The sequence below is a fragment of the Haloarcula sp. Atlit-47R genome, assembly GCF_003665985.1.
GTDB classification, from domain to species: domain Archaea; phylum Halobacteriota; class Halobacteria; order Halobacteriales; family Haloarculaceae; genus Haloarcula; species Haloarcula taiwanensis.
Genome location: NZ_QPLQ01000095.1, coordinates 1 through 441 on the forward strand (window position 1 = coordinate 1; position 441 = coordinate 441).

1 pseudogene is annotated in these 441 nt (G+C 52.8%); it reads left to right on the forward strand.

Annotated features, from left to right (window positions below):
* Nucleotides 1-76 precede the first annotated feature (76 nt).
* Nucleotides 77-441 (forward strand): annotated as a pseudogene (locus DVK00_RS21040) (amino acid ABC transporter permease); the annotation flags it as partial.

Consider the following 441-nt stretch of genomic DNA (forward strand, 5'->3'; position numbering starts at 1 on the left):
GATTTACTCGAAGTACTTCTCCGGCTAATCCGAACCACCACGCGATTTTATTACACCACTGTGAGATTAATTACCAATGGCAGAATCATACTCTGAGGGGCGAGCCGCCGACGACGGATACGAGGAGCAGTTTTTGAACGACAAGACGCTCAAACTCGCTGGTGCCGCAGTTGCGACACTATTTACGCTTGGTGTCGGTGTCTTTATCGCTGCCATCATATTCACACAGGTCGACTTCGACCTGTTCGTCGAGATTATCTACCCGCAGTTCGTCTTCGCGTACCTGCGGGTGCTCGGCATCTTCCTGGCGGGGAGCGTCCTCTCTATCATCGCCGGCATTTTCGTCGGCCTCGGCCGCGTTTCGAAGACCAGAATTACAAATATGGTTGCGAGTGGCTACGTCGAGTTCTTCCGTGGAACGCCGCTTCTCTTCCAACTTGT